The 21704-nt window shown below is 36.7% G+C and carries 19 protein-coding genes; 4 read left to right on the top strand and 15 right to left on the bottom strand.

Features of this window, described 5'->3' with window-relative positions; genetic code table 11:
* Positions 1-49: 49 nt before the first annotated feature.
* Complete coding sequence (sucC, locus tag ULVI_RS01400; RefSeq protein ID WP_068588776.1) at positions 50-1240, top strand: ADP-forming succinate--CoA ligase subunit beta; 1191 nt, start codon at positions 50-52, stop codon at positions 1238-1240.
* Between the two features lie 248 nt (positions 1241-1488).
* On the top strand, positions 1489-1887 hold the full coding sequence (locus ULVI_RS01395) for a tellurite resistance TerB family protein (protein ID WP_068588773.1): 399 nt from the start codon (positions 1489-1491) through the stop codon (positions 1885-1887).
* Here the strand turns inward: ULVI_RS01395 and ULVI_RS01390 are convergent.
* Together ULVI_RS01390 and rluF are read right to left on the bottom strand one after the other, a co-directional pair.
* Entirely contained in the window at positions 1884-3173 is a 1290-nt protein-coding gene (locus ULVI_RS01390) for a DUF2254 domain-containing protein (RefSeq protein ID WP_068588770.1), read from the bottom strand. The genes ULVI_RS01395 and ULVI_RS01390 overlap by 4 nt on opposite strands.
* Before the next feature lie 564 nt (positions 3174-3737).
* Positions 3738-4526: a 23S rRNA pseudouridine(2604) synthase RluF gene (rluF, locus tag ULVI_RS01385; RefSeq protein ID WP_068588765.1), complete on the bottom strand. Its 789-nt coding sequence runs from the start codon at positions 4524-4526 to the stop codon at positions 3738-3740.
* A gap of 105 nt (positions 4527-4631) precedes the next feature.
* Here rluF and ULVI_RS01380 point away from each other — a divergent pair, with 105 nt between their 5' ends.
* Positions 4632-6149, top strand: a complete 1518-nt coding sequence (locus tag ULVI_RS01380; RefSeq protein ID WP_068588762.1) for a GH3 family domain-containing protein — start codon at positions 4632-4634, stop codon at positions 6147-6149.
* 83 nt (positions 6150-6232) lie between these two features.
* On the opposite strand, the gene ULVI_RS01375 is transcribed toward ULVI_RS01380, so the two are convergent.
* The 13 genes from ULVI_RS01375 to ULVI_RS01315 all read right to left on the bottom strand — a co-directional run bounded on the left by ULVI_RS01375 (position 6233) and on the right by ULVI_RS01315 (position 20352).
* Positions 6233-6829: a hypothetical protein gene (locus tag ULVI_RS01375; protein ID WP_068588988.1), complete on the bottom strand. Its 597-nt coding sequence runs from the start codon at positions 6827-6829 to the stop codon at positions 6233-6235.
* Between the two features lie 111 nt (positions 6830-6940).
* Positions 6941-8941 carry an excinuclease ABC subunit UvrB gene (uvrB, locus tag ULVI_RS01370; protein WP_068588985.1) on the bottom strand — a complete coding sequence of 667 codons (2001 nt, stop codon included), beginning with the start codon at positions 8939-8941 and terminating at the stop codon, positions 6941-6943.
* A 107-nt stretch (positions 8942-9048) separates the two neighbouring features.
* Complete coding sequence (locus tag ULVI_RS01365) at positions 9049-9735, bottom strand: hypothetical protein (protein WP_068588759.1); 687 nt, start codon at positions 9733-9735, stop codon at positions 9049-9051.
* Between the two features lie 33 nt (positions 9736-9768).
* Positions 9769-12204: a T9SS type B sorting domain-containing protein gene (locus ULVI_RS01360; protein WP_068588756.1), complete on the bottom strand. Its 2436-nt coding sequence runs from the start codon at positions 12202-12204 to the stop codon at positions 9769-9771.
* A 76-nt stretch (positions 12205-12280) separates the two neighbouring features.
* Positions 12281-13117, bottom strand: a complete 837-nt coding sequence (locus tag ULVI_RS01355; protein WP_068588753.1) for an ABC transporter permease — start codon at positions 13115-13117, stop codon at positions 12281-12283.
* A 4-nt stretch (positions 13118-13121) separates the two neighbouring features.
* On the bottom strand, positions 13122-14021 hold the full coding sequence (locus tag ULVI_RS01350) for an ABC transporter ATP-binding protein (RefSeq protein ID WP_068588750.1): 900 nt from the start codon (positions 14019-14021) through the stop codon (positions 13122-13124).
* A gap of 122 nt (positions 14022-14143) precedes the next feature.
* Positions 14144-14632, bottom strand: coding sequence for a DUF6624 domain-containing protein (locus tag ULVI_RS01345; RefSeq protein ID WP_197463465.1), 489 nt, complete (start codon positions 14630-14632; stop codon positions 14144-14146).
* A 211-nt stretch (positions 14633-14843) separates the two neighbouring features.
* Positions 14844-15902, bottom strand: a complete 1059-nt coding sequence (locus ULVI_RS01340; protein ID WP_068588747.1) for a nucleoid-associated protein — start codon at positions 15900-15902, stop codon at positions 14844-14846.
* Positions 15899-16576, bottom strand: a complete 678-nt coding sequence (locus ULVI_RS01335; protein WP_068588744.1) for a hypothetical protein — start codon at positions 16574-16576, stop codon at positions 15899-15901. The genes ULVI_RS01340 and ULVI_RS01335 overlap by 4 nt, the downstream gene beginning before the upstream one ends.
* Complete coding sequence (locus tag ULVI_RS01330) at positions 16577-17092, bottom strand: IS1096 element passenger TnpR family protein (RefSeq protein ID WP_068588742.1); 516 nt, start codon at positions 17090-17092, stop codon at positions 16577-16579.
* Positions 17093-17177: 85 nt separating this feature from the next.
* A complete protein-coding gene (locus tag ULVI_RS01325) occupies positions 17178-18191 on the bottom strand; it encodes a COX15/CtaA family protein (protein ID WP_068588740.1) in 1014 nt (337 codons plus the stop codon).
* Positions 18192-18219: 28 nt separating this feature from the next.
* The gene (locus tag ULVI_RS01320; protein ID WP_068588737.1) at positions 18220-19650 is read right to left on the bottom strand and encodes a CCA tRNA nucleotidyltransferase; all 1431 of its coding nucleotides are present in this window, start codon (positions 19648-19650) and stop codon (positions 18220-18222) included.
* Between the two features lie 141 nt (positions 19651-19791).
* A complete protein-coding gene (locus ULVI_RS01315; protein ID WP_068588733.1) occupies positions 19792-20352 on the bottom strand; it encodes an L-threonylcarbamoyladenylate synthase in 561 nt (186 codons plus the stop codon).
* A 224-nt stretch (positions 20353-20576) separates the two neighbouring features.
* Between ULVI_RS01315 and ULVI_RS01310 the strand changes: the two genes are divergently transcribed.
* Complete coding sequence (locus ULVI_RS01310) at positions 20577-21683, top strand: glycosyltransferase family 4 protein (protein ID WP_068588729.1); 1107 nt, start codon at positions 20577-20579, stop codon at positions 21681-21683.
* Positions 21684-21704: the final 21 nt, after the last annotated feature.

Below are 21704 nucleotides of genomic sequence, written 5' to 3'. Positions count from 1 at the left end.
CCTTGAACATTTGTTATTTTTGCAGTCTGAAAACGAATAACATTCCATTATGAATTTACACGAATATCAAGGAAAAGAAATATTAAACAGCTTTGGAGTTGAAATCCAAAGAGGAATTGTTGCGCAAACTCCTGCCGAAGCAGTAGAAGCAGCTAAAAAATTAACCGAAGAGACCGGAACTGGATGGCACGTCATTAAAGCCCAAGTCCATGCTGGAGGACGTGGTAAAGGAGGTGGTGTAAAACTTGCCAAGAATTTACAGGAAGTAGAGCAGATTGCTGGAGATATTATTGGAATGAACTTAATAACCCCTCAAACAAGTGCTGAAGGTAAAAAAGTACATCAGGTTTTAGTAACTGAAGATGTTTACTATCCAGGAGATAGTGAGCCGGAAGAATACTATATGAGTGTTTTATTAAATAGAGCCAACGGAAAAAACATGATTATGTATTCTACTGAAGGTGGAATGGATATCGAAAAAGTGGCAGAAGATACTCCACATTTAATTTTCCATGAAGAGATAGACCCTTCTTTAGGCCTAATGGGGTTCCAAGCAAGAAAAATTGCTTTTAATTTAGGACTTAGCGGAAAAGCTTTTAAAGAAATGACAAAATTTGTGAGCGCACTTTATAAAGCGTACACAAATAGTGACTCTTCGTTATTTGAAATTAACCCAGTACTTAAAACGAGTGACGACAAAATTATTGCTGTAGATGCAAAGGTAACCTTAGACGATAATGCTTTATTTCGTCATAAAGATTATGAGGCAATGCGCGATATCCGTGAAGAAAACGAAGCTGAAGTAGAAGCAAAAGCGGTGGGCTTAAATTACGTTGATCTTGATGGGAACGTTGGGTGTATGGTAAATGGAGCTGGTCTTGCAATGGCTACTATGGATTTAATCAAGCAAGCAGGTGGTGAACCAGCTAACTTTCTAGACGTAGGAGGAACAGCAGATGCAGAACGTGTTGAAGCTGCTTTTAACCTAATTTTAAAGGATCCTAATGTAAAAGCGATCTTAGTGAATATATTTGGTGGTATCGTACGTTGCGACCGTGTAGCACAAGGTATTGTAGATGCATATAAAAGCATAGGAACTGTTCGTGTACCAATCATCGTACGTCTGCAAGGAACGAATGCAGATATTGCAAAGAAGCTTATCGATGATAGCGGATTAGATGTGCATAGTGTGATCGAGTTTCAGGAAGCTGCCGATAAAGTTCAGGAAGTTTTATCCTAATCTAAAACAATAAATTTTTTAAAAAAAGCTCTGATGTTTATTTCAGAGCTTTTTTTATTCAATTATATATAGGCTCAAGATCACTTATTGCTTCGGAAAAATATTTCTTTTAAATCTAAATTATAGTTAATAACAGAGCTTCTAAACTCATCATTTATCACTATAACTATCGGAATATACGCATTCGCTATGCATAGAAAATTACCAGCCTACTTTTAATTCTGAATCTTTTATAGTAAAATTGTGAAATGAATACAGAGAAAACATATGCCCTTGTAAGCGATCTTATCGTTCTAGCAAATGCCGATAATAAAGTAACCGATTCCGAATACGAATTTATTCTTCGAATTGCCGACCGAATGGGATTATCTAAAAAAGAATTGGATGCATTATTTGAAGCACCTGTTCCTTCAAAAACGCTTTTTACAGAATTAGAACGTATTACACATTTTTATAAGCTCGTGCTCGTAATGAATGTAGATAACGAAACGCATGAAAAAGAAGTGATTACGGTCAAGAATTTTGGTCTAAAAATGGGGATTCGTCCAGGAGCCGTGGATCAAATACTTCTTCGAATGAAAGAATATGATAATAATATTATTCCTTCAGATGAATTAATTAAGATATTTCAGACGTACTACAATTAATTTAATTCACTTAAGTTTCTAATGGCTTGAATGTCGTATTCATTTTCAAAAGAACGTTCAGCATCTATTATAAGATTTTCTAATTCTGTCGTAATTGCTTCAGTATACGATGCATCACACCCTTTTTGTTCTTTTAAATAGGTAAGCATTAAAATTAACTTTTGCACAATAATGGGATCGTGCTTACAGTAAGTTCTTATAGATGCCATTACGTTATATAGCAACTCTCTAAAAGTTACAATGGCCATCTTTAAAAATGCTACATCATTACTTATAAGAATTCCAGAATCTCTTTTTTTCATGCGTAAGGCAAATAGCTCTGTTATATAATCTATAGCATTAATAGCTGTTCCTGGGTCGTTTATACCTGGTGACATCGCCTTTACAATAATCTCTGTCATTTGCTTAAAAGCAAGAATATAATTGTCTCCAATTAGTTCTCCTCTAGCGAAATTAATATTCGAGAAAATTTTATTAATTGTTTCTTCATCTAATTCTTTTTCAGACTTAAAGAAAGTTCTATGCTGTAATGCAAATACTCCTTGAGGCACTGTCACATGCAATTTGGTTTTTTGCTCTTCACATATATCTTGAATATTTGAAAATGATATATTTTGAAAATATCCCGTTTCGGGAGCCGTGTAAGAATGCCAGTTTTCTGTGTCTGGGAAATTTTCAATTAGTGATGTGTCTTTACTTTTTTCTTTTTCAATAATGGCATTTAGACGCTCTTTCGAGGTATCATAAATAGTATCTAATATATTATTAATTTGAATGCTTTGTGAAATGTTATGGATAAAATAAATAAAAGCACATAAACATAAAATGGTAAGAAAAATTCCAAACAGTATAGAGAGGCCAGGAAGGGTATATTTTTCATCTGTGGGCTCGATCGAAAACAATGTAAAGATGTTATACATAATAGTACCCAGATACAACCCTAAAATAATTTGATGTGTTTTATCTGAAATAAGCCCAGGTAATAATCGAGGAGAGAAGTTACTTGAAGCTTGACTCAATAACAGCATTACCATGGAAAAACTAAATACCATCATTGAAATAAGTCCTCCAATACAAGCGCTCATTATAGTTAATGCAGTATCACCATCCTCTATTAATAGTTTAGGAAACGACTCTACAAGAGCTCTAGAGACGCCTTCATTTTCTATGATCATCATCCCGAATGCTGTTATAACTCCACCTAAAGCGACGAGGGTTGGGTAAAAAGCGATTTTGCTTCGTACAGTATTAAAGAAAGTAATAATGCGTATAAATAATGTTTTCATGAAAGTTGTATCGATTATTAAAGATAATTACTTAATAATCATCATTAAACAAAAAGATACTTAAATATGGTTGGAGAATTTGTAACTAAATTGTTTTCAGTTATTTATGCTTATGGGAGGTAGAATCAAAAATTTAATGTTATCATAGAAGTGTTTTCGTCGAAAAGTCTTAAAAATCAGTTAAACTTAAAGATATTGTTAGATATTTTTAATGCCCGATTGAGTTAAATCAATAAAAATTCACGAATTTTATATTCCGTATTGGTCCTTACATTGAAGGGTAAATAATAAAGTTTTAACACATATTCCTCAATTAAGCAATTGATCAATTAAAGTTCATTGATAACTCATTTATTTAATCTAAATGTTTAAAGATTTTGAAGTGCTGTTTAAAGCACGATAGGTAAAATTTAGAACACGAATGTTGACAATCACTTTGTTCACAATATTAAAGAAATGGTTGAGATTTCATAATTGAAATTTAATTTGGTTAGTTAGTTGAAATGGTCGCGTGCTACTCAATCGGTGCGCGATTTTTTTTAAAGAAGAATCTAACAATATAGATTACGAACTTCTTCCTCTTCTGCGTTTCCCCTCGGTACGTTGCGGTTTCAACATCGCTGGAGTATTATCGCTTTCTGATACCGCATTTTTTAATTCATTCAATTCCATTTGCGTTAAAGACCTCCATTTCCCAGTAGGCAGCTCGCCTAACTCAATATTCATAATTCTAACACGTTTTAACTCCACTACATCATACCCCAAATATTCGCACATTCTACGTATTTGTCGATTTAACCCTTGTACAAGGATTATTTTAAACACAAAACGACTTAATTGAGTTACTTCGCATCTTTTGGTCGTAGTTTCCAGTTCATGCAATGGAATCCCATTCCCCATTTTTTGAATAAAATCAGCCGTAATTGGCCGATCCACTTTTACGATATATTCCTTTTCATGTTTGTTTCCTGCGCGTAAAATTTTATTTACAATGTCTCCGTCATTGGTCATTAACAAAAGACCTTCGCTGGGTTTATCTAATCGCCCTACGTGGAAGATACGCTCTTTATGATTTATAAAGTCTACTACATTTCCTTCTACACGTTGATCGGTTGTACACGTAATACCCACCGGTTTGTTTAAAGCAATATATACAAGCGTATCATTTTCTTTAATAAGTTTTCCTTCAACACGTATCTCGTCTTCTGGCATGGCACGATCACCAAGGGTCGCTACAGTGCCATTAACAGTAACTACGCCTTGTTCAATGAGCTTGTCTGCTTGTCTTCGGGAGCAATAACCACTATCGCTAATGGCCTTATTTAATCGAGTAGAATCGGGATGATGCGTCATAGTGCAAAGATAAGGAATACTAGGTTCTCGTAAAATGGTTAAACTTCTTTTAAAGAGCACTGAGACCGTATTATAAAATAGTAATTTAGTGGAAAACGAAAACTCATGGCCATATTAGGTGCTATTATTAAAAGCGCAATCGATTTAAAGGGATCTTTTACTTCGGAAACAGATCCGGTAAAAGAACAAGAAGAGGTTCTAAAGCAGCTACTCGAAAAAGCATCAGCAACAGCTTTTGGAACGTATTATGGTTTCGAGCAAATTTTGCAATCAGATGATATACAAAAAGCCTTTTCTGAAGCAATTCCATATTACGATTACATTAAAATGCGTGACATGTGGTGGAGTCGAACCGAAAAGGGCTTAAAGAATATTACCTGGCCAGGAAAACCTTCTTATTTTGCGCTTAGCAGTGGAACAACTGGAAAATCAAGCAAGCGTATCCCAGTTACAGATGAGATGATCACGGCAATTCGTGATGCAGGAATTCAACAAGTAAGTGCGTTGTCTAATTTTGATCTTCCTTCCGATTTTTTTGAAAAAGAAATTATGATGCTGGGAAGCTCGACCGATCTGCAAGAACGAGACGAATTCTTAGAAGGCGAAATAAGTGGTATAAGTGCTAGTAACATTCCGTTTTGGTTTCAAGGATATTACAAACCTGGTGAAGATATTTCAAAAATAGACGATTGGGACGAACGCGTGCAAACCATTGCCGAACGCGCAAAAACATGGGATATTGGAGCTTTAAGTGGAATTCCTTCTTGGATGGAATTAATGATGAAGAAAGTTATCGAATATCATAAAGCCGATTCTATACACGATGTCTGGCCAAATTTACAAGTGTATACAAGTGGGGGAGTGGCGTTTCAACCCTACGAAAAAAGCTTCAGAAAATTGTTGAACAAAGAGGTCACGGTAATCGATACGTATTTAGCTTCCGAAGGATTTATTGCTTTTCAACAACGACCCGATACAACCTCAATGAAATTGGTAACCGACAATGGGATCTATTTTGAGTTTGTTCCTTTTAAACCCGAATACATCAACGAAGACGGATCGATCTCACAGGAAGCTCCTTCCATACCACTTTCCGAAGTAAAAAAAGATCAGGATTATGTACTTATAATGAGCAGTGTTTCGGGTGCATGGCGCTATATTATTGGAGATACCATCGCTTTTACCGATATAGAACGTGCCGAAATAAAAATTACTGGAAGAACAAAATTCTTTTTAAATGTTGTGGGATCTCAACTTTCAGTAAACAAAATGGACACCGCACTTAGAGAATTAGAACAACAATTCGATATTGAAATACCCGAATTTACACTTGCCGCAGTTAAAATTAAAGATGAATTTTACCATCATTGGTATTTAGGAACCGAGGCCTCTATAGATGCAGAACAACTCTCTAGTGCACTAGATGAGGCATTAAAAGGTGCTAATAAAAATTATAAAGTTGCCCGTTCGAAAGCATTAAAAGGAGTAAAAGTGACTACCGTAGCTCCCGATGTTTTTTATGAATGGAATGCAAAAAGTAAAAAGAAAGGTGGGCAAGTAAAAATGGCACGTGTAATGAACGAAGAGAAATTTGCAGAATGGGAAGATTTTGTGAAAGGATAGCTCTCAAGGGGGTAAAATGTATAATCAAGTGATAAGATAGTGTTGCAAGAGTTTTAAAATCGACGCTGCTTATCTAATTTTTATTATTCATTGCTCACAGCTTCTTCCAGTTTACCATCTCCTTTTTCTATAAGATGCATGACTTCTTCCGGAGACATATAGAAAGAACGTATTCGGTTTTTATAGACTTCAGAAATATTGGCATGTTCTAGAATAAAGTTTTTAGTTTCCAAAATGTAATCGCCCATTCCATGTTGAATGGCATAGGTATCTGCAGCGCGTTCTACCTCTTTAATATGTCCTTCAGAAAATAGATATTTTATTCCGAAGATAATCATTCCAAAAGCACTACGATCTCTATAATCCATCACATGGCCAAGTTCATGCCCCAACCACCCTACAATAACATCACTGGGAATGTCTTCAATGGTAAATTCCTCGTCTTCAATCTGAATTCGTTTACTGATGAGTATAATGTACCCGCGATTTTTTTTCGATTTAAAAAAACTAGCAAATTTAGGCTGTGCCTGCATGGTAGATTTTTTAATATTATCCTTAAACTGAAAAGTAATCTCCGCATCTTTTAATTCGGGGTAATAGGAAAGGGCTGTTAAGGCTTCAGTTTTTATACTTTCAGGAATGACTTTATTCTCTAAAGTGATGTCGTGTGTAGTGTTCATGAATAACGGAAAATAAAGGAATGAAAATAAAATCTGTGTTAAGGTCATTGTAAAATAATTTTTAAAAACGACGTGTAGGGTAGGTATTCGGTCTTTAAACTTTCCGAAGCCTTACACTTCTTCTAAATTCTTCTGAAGCGTTTTAATTTTATCCCGCAATTTGGCTGCCATCATAAAATCAAGTTCTTTAGCTGCTTTTTCCATCGCTTTTCGAGTATCGCGGATCTTCTTCTCAACCTGAGGCTTTGTTAAATATTGATCTTCTGGTTCAGCCGCCGCTAACGAATCGATGGTTTCAAGCATGTACGCTTCCTGCTTCGATTTCGTCAAGGAATTTTCGAACGATTTTTTAATAGCGGTTGGAGTGATATTGTGTTCTTTATTATATGCGATTTGTTTTTCTCGTTTATAATTGGTCGCATCGATAGTTTCCTGCATGCTTCGAGTAATCTTATCGGCATACATAATTGCTCGTCCGTTCAAGTTTCTCGCAGCTCGGCCCACGGTTTGAGTCAGGGAACGATTGCTTCTTAAAAAACCTTCCTTATCCGCATCTAAAATTGCAACCAACGATACTTCTGGTAGATCGAGCCCTTCTCTTAATAAGTTTACTCCAACCAACACATCGAATAAGCCCAAGCGCAGATCTTGCATGATCTCTACCCGCTCTAAGGTGTCCACATCGCTATGAATATAACGAGTGCGAACTTGTACACGAGTTAAGTATTTTGTTAGTTCTTCAGCCATTCGTTTGGTTAGGGTGGTAACTAATACGCGTTCGTCTTTTTCGATGCGTAAATGAATTTCTTCTAAAAGGTCATCAATTTGGTTCAAACTTGGACGGACTTCAATGGGTGGATCTAACAATCCTGTCGGACGAATAATTTGCTCTACATAGACTCCATCACTTTTTTCAAGCTCGTAATCTGCTGGAGTGGCACTTACGTAGATCACTTGATTTTGCATGGCTTCAAACTCTTCGAACTTCAACGGGCGGTTATCCATTGCCGCTGGCAAACGGAATCCATACTCTACCAAATTTTCTTTTCGTGATCGGTCCCCACCATACATCGCACCCACTTGTGGAATAGAAACATGACTCTCGTCTACGATCATTAAATAATCGTCTGGAAAGAAATCTAGCAAACAAAAGGGACGTGTTCCGGGTAATCTACCATCAAGATATCGGGAATAGTTCTCGATTCCGCTGCAATAACCCAATTCACGAATCATTTCCAAATCAAATTCGGTACGCTCTAAAAGACGTTTTGCTTCCAGATGTTTCCCAATTTCTTTAAAATAATCCACTTGCTTAACAAGGTCGTCTTGAATTTCTTTAATCGCACCTTGTAATACTTCTGGGGAGGTCACAAACATATTCGCCGGATAAATATTTAAGCGATCGTATTTTTCCACCACCTCATTATTCTTGGGGTCGAATGCCTCAATTTCTTCAATTTCATCTCCGAAAAAATGTATTCTAAAAGCATGGTCTGCATACCCTGGGAATACATCTACCGTATCTCCTTTTATTCTGAAACGACCGTGACTAAATTCTGCCTCGGTCCTTGAATACAAACTTTGTACGAGTTGATGCAAGAGTTTTGTTCGAGAAATGACCTCGCCTTTTTTTAAACTAATTACATTCTTTTGAAATTCCACCGGATTCCCAATACCATATAAACAACTTACTGAAGCTACAACAAGTACATCACGACGCCCGGAAAGTAAGGAAGAAGTCGTACTAAGTCGCATTACTTCAATTTCTTCGTTAATCGAAAGATCTTTTTCTATATAGGTCCCACTGGTAGGAATAAATGCTTCTGGTTGGTAATAATCGTAGTAAGAAACAAAGTACTCTACCGCATTATCTGGAAATAGATTTTTGAACTCCGTATAGAGCTGTGCAGCGAGTGTTTTGTTATGCGCTAGTACTAGTGTGGGTTTTTGAATTTCCTCAACCACATTGGCAACTGTAAAGGTTTTTCCACTTCCTGTTACTCCCAAAAGGGTCTGGTATTTATCATTTGCCTCAATACCTTGCACTAACGACTTAATGGCAGCAGGTTGGTCACCAGTAGGCTTAAATTCTGATTTTATTTTAAATTTCATACGTATGCTTCCTTGCTTGGTAAAAATAAGGAAAAGCACAACAGAATTGTTGTAAAGAAATTATAAACTATGGGGTGTTAATAGAAATTGAGAATGGTATGATTCTGTTAGTTAAAGCTATAATATAATTTAAAGCCCAAAGAGAAATCTATGTTTGTCTCAACCCCTTCATACTCCCTATATCTTTCAAAAACTGCAAAATCATTAAAATAATCTTCATTACTACGCGGATTTATCACATTGCTATAGGTGTTATCACGTACCTTAAAGCCAACTCCTGCGTAGGCATTGCCACCAAAACTTTCAGTAAACGGAAAAAATACACCGTATTTTATGTGTAGCCCGTATTTTTTTCGTTCAAAATCAGCTCTATCAAATTGGACGTAATTGCCAGTAGCTTCAGATTGGTAATTGTCGTCGATGGGGGTTTCTTCTTGATAAAGATAAAATGCTTCCGCAGAAATGTAATGATTCCCTTTTCGGGTAGGATTCAGTATAAAATAAAATTCCGGTCGTATTTCGAATAGCTTATAATCGTTTCCTGCATTATCTCCAATAGCTAAGAAGCTCAGCGATTCATTTCCGTAGCCAATATCGATACCTGCTCGGTAACGGGGTGATAGGACCTGAATATACCCTACCCGAAATCTTGGAGTATAGGGACCAAAAGGGACTAATAAATTTGCTGTAATATAAGATTGAGCAGTATTCTGTATTGAGTTCTCGGAACTATTTTCTTGTGCATGAACTGTAAAAATAAAAAGTAAAAGCAGTACCGATAATATGTATTTCATAAAAGAAGATTAAGTGCGAAATGTACCACTTTTTTAATAATTGATGTAAACAAACCCTGTTAAGGGTGCTTTAAATTCTGCATCGTTAAGAATAAGTACATAATAATAGGTTCCTACAGGCACTACATTTCCTGTGAATAAAAGTCCTTGCGTGGCGATGCCATTCCAAAATCCATCTTTATTTGTAGCGGTATGAATAAGATTTCCTTCTCGGGTGTAAATAAATAATTCGAACTCATCAAACACATTGATTAGTCCTGTGATTTCAAATAGGTCGTTAATGCGATCTCCATTGGGGGAGAACCCCTGAGGTACAAAAGGAGCACAATTTTCGGTAGAGAGCAAAAAGGAGGCAGTTGTGAAACATATCTCATTTTCGAGTCGTACATAGATGGTTTGTGGATCTGAAATATTCTGATAGCTTTCTGTATTTACAATGGCATTTGTGTTTGAAATTGCATCATCCAACGTTCGGTAATACTGTACCCCATCGGTATCAGTATTTACAATAAGAGGTGATTGCACCGTTAAATCGAAAACGGCAGAATTCCCGCCAGTATCACAAAGTAAAAGATCGGGAAGCATTGAAATAGGAGGGATGCTGCCAAAGCTAACCGGTAAATTAACCGTATTGTTAGATTCTATCAGTTCTATGACTTGTCCGTTTCCGGTACCGTCATCATCAATTACAGCAGTGACTATAAAATCATCGGAAATTTCTTCGGGAAGTACAGCCATTACTACACCCGGTTCACTACCACCTGCCGGAATGCTGTTTTGTGTTTGCGCTTGTGCGATCAACTCTGAATTGGCATAAAAGGTAATGGGCGTTGTTGCAGGCAATGGGGCCGTTCCAATATTTCTTACAGTATATTGTATCGTGAGGTCTCTTCTTCGGCAGGCATTTAAATTATTGTCTATCGCAATAATGCCGTCGGGTAATGGGCAAGTAATCACTTCAATTTGAAAACTATCTATTAAAAAACAATCTTCATTTTCTGCCCTGAAAAAGATAGTCTGAGGATTTGATGTATTTTCATAAGCTTCCGTTGTATTGATGGGGTCATTTTCGCTCATTGCATCTTCTTCCGATAGGTAAAAAGAAATACTATCAGTATTATTCGTAGTAGTAATTGCTTCCGTAAGGTTAAATAATTCAATCCCTTCTACATCGCACTCTGTAAGATTTATTAATGAAGTAATAACAGGAAAGACGGTTAATGAAATTTCAATAGTAAAATCGTTATTAATTTCATTGCTTTCGTTTATAATTCCAGTACCAGTACCGTTGTCATCTACGACGGCCCGCAGCGTAAAGTCGGGTGGAAGACTTTCGGGAATGGTAAGTGTGATCGTACCAGATTCCGATCCGTCAATAGGGAGAGGTGTCGTAGTTTGCGATTGCCCTACCAGTGTTGTATCTGCATAAAAAGCGATGGGAGTGTTCGATGGTAATTCATCGGTGCTATTTAAGTTGTAAACCGTATAGTTGATTTCTATCACTCTGTTACCGCATTCGTCCGGAACCGTTGCTTCATCAATTTCTATAGTAGCATCGGGCAATTCAGAGTTAAGTACCGTTACAATGTTGTTGATCATTACCAGATCCTGGTTTGAAGTTAACGTTATAGTAGCGCTAGTATCTCCGGGACTGATGTTGTTTTCGATGTTATAAAAATCGATGTCCATATTATACAATTCCGAAGAATTCGTAAAACTATTGGTGCTATTAAATGCGTTATCGGCAGGATTTAATGGAGGGTTACTAATGGTATTTCCATTTACCCGGAGTGTTTCATTATTAGCAAGTGTGCTGTCGCCTTCCCAAGCAAGAAAACCAATCTTTGCACCCTCATTATCAAGTACGTTGAGGTTGTTTAATTCTATCGTGATTACCGTATTGGTTGCTGAAACTCCTTCGAGTCCGTCAAAAATATTTACTTGATTCAGTGGTAGCGAAGCATCTTCGTAAATTACCGTGATCGCCCAGCCTCCAAAGTTGGTGCTGTTTCCTATCGGATTACAATACAAGGGAATGACTTCGGTGAGGTCTAATTCTGAAAGTGTATAATTGGCATTTCCAGTGGTCGTAATGATATTGGTGACGTCTGCAAAAGCCGCAAAATATTCGTAGATATTTCCGCTTGTTGCCGTGAAAATATAACTGAAATTCCGTTCCGAAGTAATAGGGCTGCCATTCAATTCAACTTCAAAATCACCGCTGCCAGAACCCGCCCAATATAAATAAGCTGCCACAACTTGCTGCCCAGCTTCTAATTGAAAATCGGCACTGCTTTCAGTAAAAATCATGCATTCTTCCGTACTGCCGTTTTCATCTGGATTTAAAGTATTTCCAAAAGCGGTATAGTCGAACTGACCGTTAAATTGCTGAAACAAACTCACTTCTTGCGCCCAACCAAGGAGTGGGGTTAAAATAAATAATAAGTAAAGTATGTTCTTTAACATCATTCAGACGCTGGAAATGAAGTTAAATATAAGTATTATTTACTTCTGAAGCGTGTCTGTTGCGGTTGAATCCTTACTCCTATAAATCACGTTTTTTCAATAGCGCATACGCACCGTAGATAAAAATAACAGTCCAAACTGAAACTACAATAATAGGCAACAGCTGCACCTCGTAGTTTTTAGTGAAACTTTCTCCTAACTGACTTGCAGCGGTTTGCACCAAACCTAGTCGGGTCCAAGGTTCTTTAATAAGGTTAGACATGGCTTCCAGCGGATAAAATTGTGTAATGGTGTCGGCAATATCGGTTCCTTTAAAGATCCACCATTTCATCATCGCATAGGTTATTTGTTCGAGAATGAACCAAATAAATAAGAAACCAAGTGCAAAAGCAGACCGCTTTATTAATACCGCTAAGAATAAACAAAAAGAAAAGAAGCCCACAAGTTTAAGAAAATAAGCACCTAAATAATCCAGGTCATAAAAAATAACATCCCATTCTAACTTGTCTGAAAAGCTCATCCCTAAAATTATCGATACAATTAGCACAAATAGTGTAGAGATCACAGCAAATAATAACACCGTAAGAAATTTAGAAAGAATAAATTCTTTTTTACTCAATCCGTCGATGAGGTTCTGTTTTAGGGTACGAAAGCTGTATTCGTTCGAAACCATGGAAACGATAACAATGGCAAGAAAAAATTTGAGAATTGCAGCAATGTACGTGTTAAAGTGCCAGATAAAAGGAAAATTAAAAATTCCTTGATCGGCGATTCGAAAGTTGACACCTCCAAAGCTAAATTCAATGGAGGCGATCAATGCGATAAAGGTGATTAATATAAAATAGACCGCCGAAATTATTTTCGTAGATCTGCTGAATCGTAATTTATGTAATTCTATAGAAAGGAGTCGAAGCATGGCGTTAGTTTTGTTTTTTAGTCAGTTCCAAAAATTGTTCTTCCAGACTTTCTTTTCGTTTTACGAGGTGAGAAAGACTTATTCCTTTTTCGAATAGCAAGCGGTTTACTTCGGAAGCATCCATCGGTTCCTTCAGATATACGATTAATGAATCTGCCTCCCGTTTCATGGTGCCAAATGAAGGGTGTCCTTGCATCGCTGCCTCTAAAGCATTCATGTCGTTGCTTTGAAGCGTTAAAAATCCGTGACTTGCATTCATTCCATCGACAGTGCCGGTATACAAACTTTTTCCTTTCCGAAGAATAACCACATGCGTGCATACTTTTTCAACTTCATCTAAGAGGTGTGAAGCCAGTAAAATAGTAGTTCCTTGAGAAGCAATGTTTTTTATAATGCCTCGAATTTGATGAATTCCTTGTGGGTCGAGTCCGTTGGTTGGTTCATCGAGGATTAAAATTTCCGGATCATTTAAAAGGGCGGAAGCAATCGCTAATCGCTGTTTCATTCCCAGTGAAAACTCCTTGAATTTACTATCCTTTCGTTCTAAAAGATCTACGATTGCTAACTTTTCTTCCACTTTTTCTTTAGCAACTCCTTTTATTTTACAGACGAGTTCTAAATTCTGAACCGCCGTCATATATGGATAGAAATTGGGATGCTCAATAATGGCACCCACATTTTTAAGAGCTTCATGCGTGGTGCTGCTTCCGTCGAACCAATGAAAGTTCCCGGCAGTTTTATTCACAACATTGAGTACGATGCCGAGGGTTGTAGATTTTCCGCTTCCGTTAGGGCCTAGAATTCCGTAGACATTTCCTTTTTCAATCGTAAAAGAAAGATCGTCGACTGCAGTTAAAGTGCCAAATCGTTTGGTGAGATTATTGATTGTGAGAATTGTATTCAAAAGAAAAGTTTTGGTGGTTGTATCTGTATGACGAGTGAAGCTTAGTTTTGTTACATCTTTACATCATAGTTACATTATCGGACTCGAATTTGTAAGGTAATGAGGTTCCCTGTAAAATTATATTATTTTAACCATCCCACTCGTTTTAACCACGTGTTTCTCTCTGCATTTCTTTTATGGAGATCTTTTGGGGGTGATTGATTTTCGTGAAGAGCCCGCTCACGTATTTGAAGGGTTTGAGTCTCGAGCGAATTAAGGCCAAGAGACTTTCTTCTCTCGTTTACTTTTAGTAGGTCGTCGTATTTGTTTGGACTGAGCTGATAATTCTTATCCCAATCGAACTGAGTACCGTATTGCTGTGGGTTGCCTTCCAATACAGCAATACGATCACTTAAATACGCTAAGTGAATGGGATTGGCTTTGTTTTCGTTAACTGCTTGTTCTAGAAGTTTCAAGCATTTTTTCATAAATGCGGGGTCACTTATAGCATGCTGAATAATTAACCATGCGGCTTCGTTTGCCTCTTTTCCTACAGCTTCAATCGTGGGGAATCCGATGGTTTTTATGATCTCGTTCAACTGCTTTGCATTCTGTAGGTGCACCGCTTCCATTTCCTGATGGTAGCCTTCAGAAAGTGTCCCTTTTTTATAAGGAGTTCTCTTAATTCAAGGTCTCTCTTTTGAAGCTCTAGTATTTTTTTAGCAAATTCAGAATACATTGGTATGTGGTAGTTCTATTGTGGTGTTCCAACAAGATGATCGCTCACACTAGTTTTCGATACATGCAGCAATTGAATTGTCACATTTTTTAAAAATCCACTCTTTACGATTTCTGCTCTTTATTGAAATACACCAAATAGTAATACATTTGTTTTTCTTCGTCCCATCCTTTTTCCACAAATTTATCGGCACTTTCGGGATTGATGAAATCCATTTTAATCTGAATGTTTGTATCCAACTGAATTACATTCTTTATTTTTTTACGTGCTGCCGTTACTGCAGTATTGGCGATAGGGAAGGTGGTAAGGTCTTCGATGCTGTATTTGGGGGCTTTTTCGAATTTGTAATTATTAAATTCTGGAATGAGATCTGGATTATCGATCACCTCATTCATAAAAGCGGTTTCCTCGAAGTTGTCATTTTTTGCGAAATGATTAACCGCGCGGTTCATGAACATTACTTCTTCTTTTTTATCTTCAGCAGGAAGTACGACATCTTTGGCGAAATCCTGACAGAATTTTAAATATTTTTTGGTGTAGAAATTGTCGTCTTCGGAAGCTGCTACATTTAAAAAGCTTTCCAGCCAGTATTTGGTATCGTAGCGATTGCTGTCTATAGAGAGTATTCTATATCCTTCTTCTTTATTTGCTTCAAAAATAAGACATCCTTTGTCAAGTTTGTTTAAGTTAACCCCTTGCTGAAGGTAGGCTTCTAATTGATGTTCTTTTTCTGAAAATTTAAGGAAATCTTGTTTTAATTCCGATTTAAAGATGCCTATTGCATTCATTTTTACATTGTCGATCTGAACTCCTTCAAGAAAGGCAACATAAACTTCTCCGCTTTTAATGTGCGGATGATTCGATTGGTCGAATAAGTGTCTTGTTATTTTTTTACTTTGTTCATGAATGGTATCTGGATTCGAAAAAATTTTAGAAGCGGCCCTGTACAATTCGTGAAATTCTAAATCGCTTTCATGTTCAAAATGGTAGTAGTTCTCTTCTTTATCGCGAAACGGTTTCAGAAAAAATTCTTTTAATAGCGGTGTGATCTCGTCATCCATTTTATAAGGCTCTGAGGAAAGTAGCAACGATTCGTTACGACTCTTGTTACCTACGCGATGAATGGAAAGGGACGATATATGAGTACTATATAAGTTGATCATGGGGTTTCTGCTAGTATTTCTAATGAATTAAAAAATGAGTTTATATAATCGGAACTTTTATTTGTATTGTTTACATCGGTTGCCATGCTAACAATAAGCACGCCAGCATCTTTCCAGCTATAGGTGACCACGGTCCATTCGTCTGTCATTCCTTGATATTCTAGAATTGCTTTTTTTCCAGTGAGTTTTTTTCCGTTTTTTGAGATGATCTCAACAGGAGTTACAGTTTGTGAATAACCATATTCTACACTTTCCTTAGTAACTTCATTTAGCATGAGGTCAAGCATTAACGAGGGATCTATGCCTTCATATTCTTGAATAAAAACACCTAGGCCAGATGAGCTTATCGATGAAATTTGTTTTACGCCTTCATCTAGCAAAGTTTCAGAAACAGGAAAATTAATACCATATTGAAACTGTATGATGCCATCATTATAGGTTTGCATGGGTTTTTGGTCTACCTTAATGTTGATCGTTCCTTTTTTCTTAGATTCATAATTAAATGGGGTTCCCAAAGTGTATTCGAACGTTTCACCATTAATCGTGATGGTGTGATTTTCTGGAACTTGCGAAAAAACTGTGACGCTAAAGCATACGAATACAGCTGATGAGAGGCATTTCAGAAAAAAGCCCTTCAGAAAGAATCGTTTAGAAAAGGAAGTAAATAGGCCCACTTAGTTCCAGTTTTCGTCAAAATCTAATTCGTCGTAATCTTCTGGGTCTAGATCGAAATCTTCCGAAAATTCGGCATCTAGTTCGGGATCGTCACCAATAAATTCTTTGTCTGGAGCATATTCGGGAATTTCCCCTACGGCAAACATTAAATTGGGGTACGTTTGTCCTTCTTCGTAATCGGTAATTTCTGCAAGCTCTACTAGAAAGGTCCACATAGTAAGAAAGTCGTACACATAAATTAATTTAGTTTGTTCTTTCCAAACTGTATCTTCTAGTAATGTGTCGCTCATAATTCGAACTGTATTCTCTCCTTCACTTAGATCGAATAAAGCGATTTCTTCTCCTTGTTCCCATTTTTCATTACTTACATAAAAAGATGCCATTTCCTGTCCGGCAAATCCAAAGGATTGTGTAATTACGTTGTGAAATTCCTCTAATGTGCTAGAAGCTTCTATTTCGATGTCTCGAAAAATGTCTTCAGTTGCATCCAGTATTATTCTAAAACGATAAATCATAGGTAAAAATATAAGAGTACAAAGTTACAATTTATTGTCTCTTTGGAAACGAATCCTAATGAATTTTCAATAGTAGTTTTATGTATTATCTACTAAAGCGATGTAAGCTAAATGTCATGGCTGCAAGTAGGAAAAAAGCGACGACTTGATGCAAAACACCCAACACTACAGGTACTTGAAAAATGAGCGTACACACACCTAATAGAAATTGTAGTACTACGAGTGCCACTAAGAGTTGTATTCCTGTTTTTTGCTGAAGTGTTTTTGTATGTTTTCTAGAGCGATACCCAATTACTGCAATAAAGGCAACAACAATATATGCCAAATAACGGTGCACAAATTGAACTCCACTTTTGCCTTCTACAAAGTTTTTCCAGACAGGTTGTTGTTCGATAGTAACGGTTTCATGAATTAGTTTTCCATCGTTCATTAAGGGCCAGTGGTTGTGAATCCAACCTGCGTCCAAACCAGCAACAAATGCACCCCAAATTATTTGAATTATTAATACAACTAACCCCCATCGTATCAAATTTCTAAATCCTGTGTCAATTTCTTTTTTAACAGGATACCACAGGTCGAGTGCTACCCAAAGAGTATAAGCAAAAGTAATAAATGCTGTAGTAAGGTGCATGGCAAGACGATAATGACTCACGTCGGGACGATCGACCAGTCCGCTAGATACCATATACCATCCTAAAAACCCTTGGAATCCACCTAAAAGCAATAGAACAATACATTTTTTAATTGTCGGTTTTGTAAGCTGTTTGCGTATTAAAAAGTAGAGAAATGGAATTATAAATACAACTCCTATAAATCTACCAATTACGCGATGAAACCATTCCCAGAAGTAGATGTCTTTAAAATCTTCAAGTCCGAAATGATTGTTGAGTTTCTGATATTCTGGATATTGTTTATATAGGTCGAAGGCTTCCTGCCATTCCACTTCATTCATTGGAGGGATGGTACCACTAATTAATTTATAATTTGAAATGGAAAGTCCGGAGTGAGTTAGTCTGGTAATTCCACCAACAACGACCATAATAAAAATTAAAACACATCCAGTGAGCAACCAATAGATAACTTTTTTGTTGTCTTTCATCTCTTTAGAATTTCCAATTTTCTTTTCACTACTCAGTACTCACAACTTCTAATCCAATAGCAGTTCCTTTTTGTAGCATAAACGCTTTTGCGGCTTCGTATTCATTAGGAATTTCACCTTCTAAAATCGCTTCTTTGATCGCTTCTTTAATAACCCCAATTTCCCGAGATGGTTTTAGTCCGAAGGTTTTCATAATTTCTTCCCCACTCACTGGCGGTTGAAAAGTACGTACATGATCTCGTTCTTCTACTTCAACTATTTTGTCGCGTACCAATTGAAAATTATTGTGATATTTTCTGAATTTCTTGGGATTCTTTGTCGTGATATCCGCTTCACATAACGTCATTAAATCCTCCACATATTCCCCCGCATCGAAGATGAGACGGCGGACGGCACTGTCGGTCACTTCTGAAGCCAAAACGATAGGTCTCGAGCTCATCAACACCATTTTCTGAACAAATTTCATCTTGTCATTTAACGGCATTTTTAAACGCTTGAATAATTTATACACCATTTTCGAACCTACAAATTCGTGTGCATGAAACGTCCAACCGATTTTCTTATCGAAGCGTTTCGTAGGCGCCTTCCCAATATCGTGTAACAATGCTGCCCATCGCAACCAAAGATTATCGGTAGTTTGCGCAATATTATCAACCACTTCCAGTGTATGCCAGAAATTATCTTTATGTCGTTGTCCTTCTTTTTCGTCAATTCCCTGTAATGCTACTAATTCGGGTAGTATGTATGGGAGCAATTTTGTTTTATGTAACAACGCAAATCCTTTCGAGGGAACTTCCGAAGCAAGTATTTTATGAAGTTCATCTACAATACGTTCTTTCGAAATAATCTTGATACGGTCGGCATTTTTAGTAATTGCCGCTAACGATTTTGCCTCTATTGTAAAATCTAACTGTGTTGCAAACCGAATAGCCCGCATCATTCGTAAGGGATCGTCGCTATAAGTAATATCTGGATCCAACGGAGTACGAATAATTTTCTTCTTAAGGTCTTCAATACCATTAAAAGGATCGAGAAGGTCTCCAAAGGTGTCTTCGTTTAAACTTAAGGCAAGCGCATTAATTGTAAAATCACGACGGTTTTGGTCATCTTCTAACGTTCCAGTTTCTACTTCTGGATTTCGGCTTTCTTCAGAATACGATTCTTTTCGAGCCCCTACAAACTCCAGTTCGATACCGGCGGTTTTTAACATGGCAGTACCGTAGTTTTTAAAAACAGACACTTTTGGTTTACCAGGAAGTAAAAGAGCAACCTCTTGTGCTAATTCGATACCATTTCCTACCGTTACAATATCTATGTCTTTTGCATCCCCCCGTTGTAATATAAAATCACGTACAAAACCACCAATCACGTAGCTATCGAATTGTAATTTTGAGGTAGCTTTCGAAACCGTTCTAAATACTGGGTTTTGGAGGGCGGTTTTGTAGTTTTGTGTTGTCAAAAATATGTAACTTTTAAAATCAATTTGGCTGATTAAATAGACTCAGCGTAATATTTGGTTCGTTGTTTTGTATAACTTTTTAAAGCTTTAACAATGATATTTTAAGATTTATATCGACTATTAAAAACTTTAAAAAGCGATTTATTTCCGAATAATTTTAACGCCTCCATCTTTCCCTAGCTTAATAATAGCCGAAGGTTTTTCGCTTCTTTTATCGCGATGCAAATTTACGACATAGTCCACGCCTTCCAAAATCTCTTTTGGGATTTCTTTAAAACTTCCCGGTGTTTTTTGACCACTAATATTAGCCGAAGTAGATACAATAGGACGGCGGAATTTTCGAAGTAATTTTTTGCAGAATTCATCTTGTGTCACTCGAAATGCCAGGGTATTGTCATTTGCAATTAAATTTTCAGCCACTCGTATTGGATCGTCGTAAATAATAGTGGTGGGTTGTACAGCATATTTAAGAATATCGTACGCCACTTCAGGAATCTCTTCCACAAACTGATTCAACATTTTAAAATCGGAAACCAAACAAATGAGTGCTTTACTATCAACCCGTTGTTTAAGTTTATAAATGCGTTCTATTGCTTCGGGATGAGTTACATCGCAGCCAATCCCCCAAACAGTATCGGTAGGATAGAGAATGAGTCCGCCACGTTTTAATGTCTCTAAGCAATTGTGTATTTCAGTATTCATGTGTTTGTGTTTCTAAGTTGTTCCTTTCCGTTCGTGAGGATTGAATATTGTTACTTCGTTATGCATATCTCATTTTGAAAAGATTAATCTTTACATAAACCGCCCGTTTAACTGGCTTAATGGTTTAAAAATTACTATTCTGTTGTATAAATAGTATCAAACTTATCTGCAAAATTCTTTGCCGCAAAATTACTATATATTTGTGACAAACTAAGGCAGCACACATGAAGGTATTACATATTTCTGGATCTGGAAGTTGGGGAGGAAATGAACAGCAAATGGTCGATCTTATTCCTGAATTGGAAAAAATAGGAGTTCAGAATGCTATTTTTGGGGTAACAGATGGTGCTTTACATACATATGCTGCAACACATAGAATTCCTTTTATTGAAGCACAAGGTGAAAAAATGAATACGTTCGCCAATTATAAATTTCTTAAAACTATTCTGAAAAATACCGAAACCGATATATTGCACCTTCATTCCAGTAATGCAGTGACTACCTATGTAATTTCTGATCTTTTGTACGGTTTAAAGAAACCTACCGTATTTTCAAAAAAGGGGATGGGTAGTAGCATGAGTTTTTTAAGTCGTTACAAATACAATTATAAAAATCTTCATAAGATAATTTGTATTTCTGAAGCAGTTCGCACTTTTATGAAAGATGGGGTAATTAAACCAAAGAATCATTCGAAATTGGAGGTGGTTTACGATGGAATTAACGTGGAGCGGTTAGTGCCAAAGCGAACAGATTCGGTTCGCGAGCTGTTCAATATTCCGAAGCACCTAAAGATTATTGGTAACATCGCTAACCAATTTGATGCTAAAGACCTTTCAACATTGTTTAATATGATGCACTATTTGGTTCATGAATTGAATTACAAAGATGTTCATTTACTGCAAATAGGAAAATTTACAAACCTAACCGACGGCTTTAAAGCGCAGATCGAAGCCTTAGAAATTAGCAATTATGTAACTCTAGCAGGCTATCAAGATCATGCTACAGATCTTATGGCACAATTCGATGTTTTTATAATGTCTTCTCAACGCGAAGGAGGTCCCCTCACTGTTTATGAATCTTTTTATAAAAAAATTCCAGTTGTAAGTACACGCGTAGGTGTAGTCCCAGAAGTAATTGAAGATGGGGTTAATGGATTTTCAGCCGAAGTGAAAGACTATAAATCACTTGCTGAAAAGACGAAGACTTTGTTGGAAGATCCTATGCTTCAGAAACAATTTAAAGAACAATCGTATGCGCTTTTCGAGGATAAATTTAATGCAGATGTAACGGCAGTAAAAACTTTAAAGATCTATCAAGCACTTATGAAATAAGGTTTTTCCTTTAAGACCATT

Source organism: Cochleicola gelatinilyticus (assembly GCF_001637325.1).
GTDB classification, from domain to species: domain Bacteria; phylum Bacteroidota; class Bacteroidia; order Flavobacteriales; family Flavobacteriaceae; genus Cochleicola; species Cochleicola gelatinilyticus.
This window is presented reverse-complemented; position numbering and strand designations above follow the sequence as displayed.

Bases quoted from the DNA above. Each gene is read 5' to 3' on its own strand.
- sucC (WP_068588776.1), top strand. From the start codon at position 50: ATGAATTTACACGAATATCAAGGAAAAGAAATATTAAACAGCTTTGGA.
- ULVI_RS01395 (WP_068588773.1), top strand. From the start codon at position 1,489: ATGAATACAGAGAAAACATATGCCCTTGTAAGCGATCTTATCGTTCTA.
- ULVI_RS01390 (WP_068588770.1), bottom strand. From the start codon at position 3,173: ATGAAAACATTATTTATACGCATTATTACTTTCTTTAATACTGTACGA.
- rluF (WP_068588765.1), bottom strand. From the start codon at position 4,526: ATGACGCATCATCCCGATTCTACTCGATTAAATAAGGCCATTAGCGAT.
- ULVI_RS01380 (WP_068588762.1), top strand. From the start codon at position 4,632: ATGGCCATATTAGGTGCTATTATTAAAAGCGCAATCGATTTAAAGGGA.
- ULVI_RS01375 (WP_068588988.1), bottom strand. From the start codon at position 6,829: ATGAACACTACACACGACATCACTTTAGAGAATAAAGTCATTCCTGAA.
- uvrB (WP_068588985.1), bottom strand. From the start codon at position 8,941: ATGAAATTTAAAATAAAATCAGAATTTAAGCCTACTGGTGACCAACCT.
- ULVI_RS01365 (WP_068588759.1), bottom strand. From the start codon at position 9,735: ATGAAATACATATTATCGGTACTGCTTTTACTTTTTATTTTTACAGTT.
- ULVI_RS01360 (WP_068588756.1), bottom strand. From the start codon at position 12,204: ATGATGTTAAAGAACATACTTTACTTATTATTTATTTTAACCCCACTC.
- ULVI_RS01355 (WP_068588753.1), bottom strand. From the start codon at position 13,117: ATGCTTCGACTCCTTTCTATAGAATTACATAAATTACGATTCAGCAGA.
- ULVI_RS01345 (WP_197463465.1), bottom strand. From the start codon at position 14,632: ATGGAAGCGGTGCACCTACAGAATGCAAAGCAGTTGAACGAGATCATA.
- ULVI_RS01340 (WP_068588747.1), bottom strand. From the start codon at position 15,902: ATGATCAACTTATATAGTACTCATATATCGTCCCTTTCCATTCATCGC.
- ULVI_RS01330 (WP_068588742.1), bottom strand. From the start codon at position 17,092: ATGATTTATCGTTTTAGAATAATACTGGATGCAACTGAAGACATTTTT.
- ULVI_RS01325 (WP_068588740.1), bottom strand. From the start codon at position 18,191: ATGAAAGACAACAAAAAAGTTATCTATTGGTTGCTCACTGGATGTGTT.
- ULVI_RS01315 (WP_068588733.1), bottom strand. From the start codon at position 20,352: ATGAATACTGAAATACACAATTGCTTAGAGACATTAAAACGTGGCGGA.
- ULVI_RS01310 (WP_068588729.1), top strand. From the start codon at position 20,577: ATGAAGGTATTACATATTTCTGGATCTGGAAGTTGGGGAGGAAATGAA.